This window comes from Ruegeria sp. O11 (assembly GCF_056535285.1).
This window is the reverse complement of the sequence record NZ_JBQERS010000035.1, coordinates 1-3,038: the sequence shown is the minus strand read 5'-3', so window position 1 is coordinate 3,038 and position 3,038 is coordinate 1. Positions and strand designations below refer to the sequence as shown.

General features: G+C 54.0%; 1 protein-coding gene. It reads left to right on the top strand.

Features of this window, described 5'->3' with window-relative positions; all coding sequences use genetic code 11:
* Positions 1–124: 124 nt before the first annotated feature.
* On the top strand, positions 125–1,669 hold the full coding sequence (locus ACRZ91_RS22075; RefSeq protein ID WP_480908630.1) for a ShlB/FhaC/HecB family hemolysin secretion/activation protein: 1,545 nt from the start codon (positions 125–127) through the stop codon (positions 1,667–1,669).
* Positions 1,670–3,038 lie beyond the last annotated feature (1,369 nt).

Sequence of the window (3,038 nt, the reverse complement as noted above, 5' to 3'; positions counted from 1 at the left end):
TCTGGTCGCTGTGTATCTCGAAAGCACCAGTCGTGATCAAATTTGAGTACCGGTAAGCTCAGACATTCAAACCTCGTAATAGGATTGGGTTTTAACATGCTCAATCATGCTAAGGTTGTAGAAAATGCCCGTAACCAACTCGGTTGTAATTGCGATCATTTGCACTTTTTTGGCTATTGTATCAGTCCCAAAATACAGCATGGCCCAAACTTGGGACATCGCATCCCAGCACTCTGTCAGTGGCGTAACGGTGTATGATACCGATGAGCTGTTAACGTTTGCCGGTCAGTTGGCCTTTGACCGGTCGGGGCGCATCTCAGCGGCGGATGTCGCATCAACGATTACGCAGATCTACCGAGAAGACGGTTACTTCTTGGCTGAGGCCTGGCCTGGTCCCGATGGGCAGAGCATAGTTGTTGATGAAGGGCGTATTCAAACCATCGAAATAGAGGGGGTAGATACGCGCACGTTCCAAACCTTGGAAAATATCTTTCGCCCCCTCACCACCTCCTATCCTATAACTCTAAAACGATTTGAGCGGGCCGTTATGTTAGCCGAGGACATACCCGACTTGGACGTGTCGACCGAACTTGATTACCCGGATCAGGCTGGTGCTCGGCTGAGAGTGTTAGGAGAACCTCTACGCAAACAAGCCGGCAGTGCGACACTCGACAACCCTCCGCGTGAGCTTGGAGAGGCGCTCAGCTTCTATATCGTACAAGAGTTTTATTCGACGCTGACCGTCGGCGATTTGCTGCGCTTTGAGGGGTCAGGCAACTACAATTGGGACAAAGACGACGAACATTCATTGTGGGGCGCTGTTACCTATCGCGCACCGTTGAACAGCAATGGCCTGTATGGTGAGATTTTCTACGGAAACATAAACGCAAAACGTGACCTCTCGGGGGATTTTGCGAGAACAGATGTTGATGGCGAGAACTTCACCGTCGCGTTGGGTTACCCAGTGATCCGCGATGTGGCCCGCTATGGGTACCTTCTGCTGGACTATCGCCTTTCCGAAGCGGACTCAGTCAGTGGCGGCGTTCCATTGTCTAGTGACGCGAGTGTCGTTGGCCTTACATATCTTTACGGGCAAAACTATCCAAAAGGACAAGCTCTGGAAGCGGGACTAACCTTATCTTTTGGCGATAACGACAATGACACGACGGACGCGAATTTTGACGACGGTGACTCTTCGTTCTGGCATCTGCGGGGCGGCATTGGATACGAAAGCCCGCTAACGAGCTTGTCGCCCAACACAGCTTGGCGCACTGAGATTTGGGGGCAGTACACCACCGACCGGCTGCCCTCGGTCGAGGAGTACTTCCTTGGTGATCGTTATGCTTTGCGTGGATATCGGTTTGACGAAGTGGATGGTGATTCCGGGATTTCCGCGATTTTCGAAGTGTCTCACTCCTACTTTCCAAGTTCCCAAAGCATTCATCGCTTAACGCCCTTTGTCTTTTTCGACGTGGGCTACATCTCGAACAATGACCCTGCGAGTTTTGAAGTTGATAGTGCTACACTGGCCTCGACAGGTCTGGGTTTGGACATTGAGTTTAAGCAAAACCTATTCCTGTCCGGATATGTCGGTGTCCCTTTGAGAGACGGTCCGTTGACTGACTCTGGCGATCCTGGCGCGTATCTTGCTCTGACAACAAGTTGGTGAGGATGTTATGAAACGGAACCGCATTGTTTTACTTTCCGCAGCTTGTTTGGTCGCAGAGCTGGCCGCCACGCAGGTCGTCGCCCGCGGCAATCATTACGGGTGGTGCCGTGGCGTAGGGAACCCACACCAATCGAGCCAAGGATGTGGGCAGGCCGGCGGGCAAGGGGCAGGCAACCAAATTACCGGTCCAACGCAGCCGGTGGCAAATCAGTTGCCACCTCAGGGAACGCCGCAAACGCCCACCTCCGTTGCTGTGCCGGTCCTTGCGCCGGGCGCGGTCCCGAATGCAATTCCCGGTCGGGTTCCTATCGCGACGCCAATAGCGATTCCCGGTCAAATTCCAACGCCAATCGTAGCGCCGACCCTAGCTCCGCCCTTGGTGCCAAATCCAACACCAAACCAGGTTCCGACAGCCGTTCCCAATCAGGTTCCGCCATTGGCTACTGTGCCGCCGCAAGTTCCGACTGCGACTCCTAATCAAGTTCCGATAGCTGTCCCTGGCCAGGTGCCGCCTCAGCCTAATGTGCCGCCCCTTGTGCCAACCGCGACACCCAACCAAATACCAGTCGCCGTTCCTGGTCAGATTCCTCCTCAGCCTACCGGCCAAACTGCTGTGCCACCGCTCGTCCCGTCCGCGACTCCTAATCAGGTTCCCATAGCGGTTCCTGGCCAGGTTCCACAGTTGACACCAAGACCTACGGCAACTCACGTAGCCGTCCCAGGACATAAGAATCCACAAGGTGTCGTGACAATCATGCGCCCTAGGCCGAGGCCAACAACCGGTACTGTTCAGCAACCTGGCTCAACACAAGTGACCCACCACTTAAGTCACCAAAGCAACTCAAAGAAACACGATCACGTCGCAGCGACACCGGGACGGCATGACCCGCACGACCTACCGAGATTCCGCAACGCGGCGGCCAAGGAAAACTGGGAATGTGTTGCCAGCGGATTCGGACAGCGCCGGTATGATGCTGGGCGAGGCGTATTGCTCAACAACGGAGCGTTGCGGCACCTCGGAAACGTGGACGCTATGGCACGAGATGTCCCTGCACGGCATCCAAAACACTCTGGATGCATTATTTCGGTTAAACGAAAGCAGCGCTGAAGCTCACTTGGTGGGTTTTGCTCGGACAATGAGATTAATCGACCAAAAGTTCCTCAATTGTCATCTGGATAATTGGATTTCGTATTGCTTTATTCTCTGGCGATTACGTTGGCCGACGTAGCCCGACAATGCTCCGCACCTAAATTTACTTCAAATAGGCCAACAATCTATACTGCCGCACTTCCACGAAGAGCCTCCGACCATCTGGGCCGGTCAGGTTAGGCACGCGAAACTTTGCAAAGTCAGCTTTCTGCGCATTGC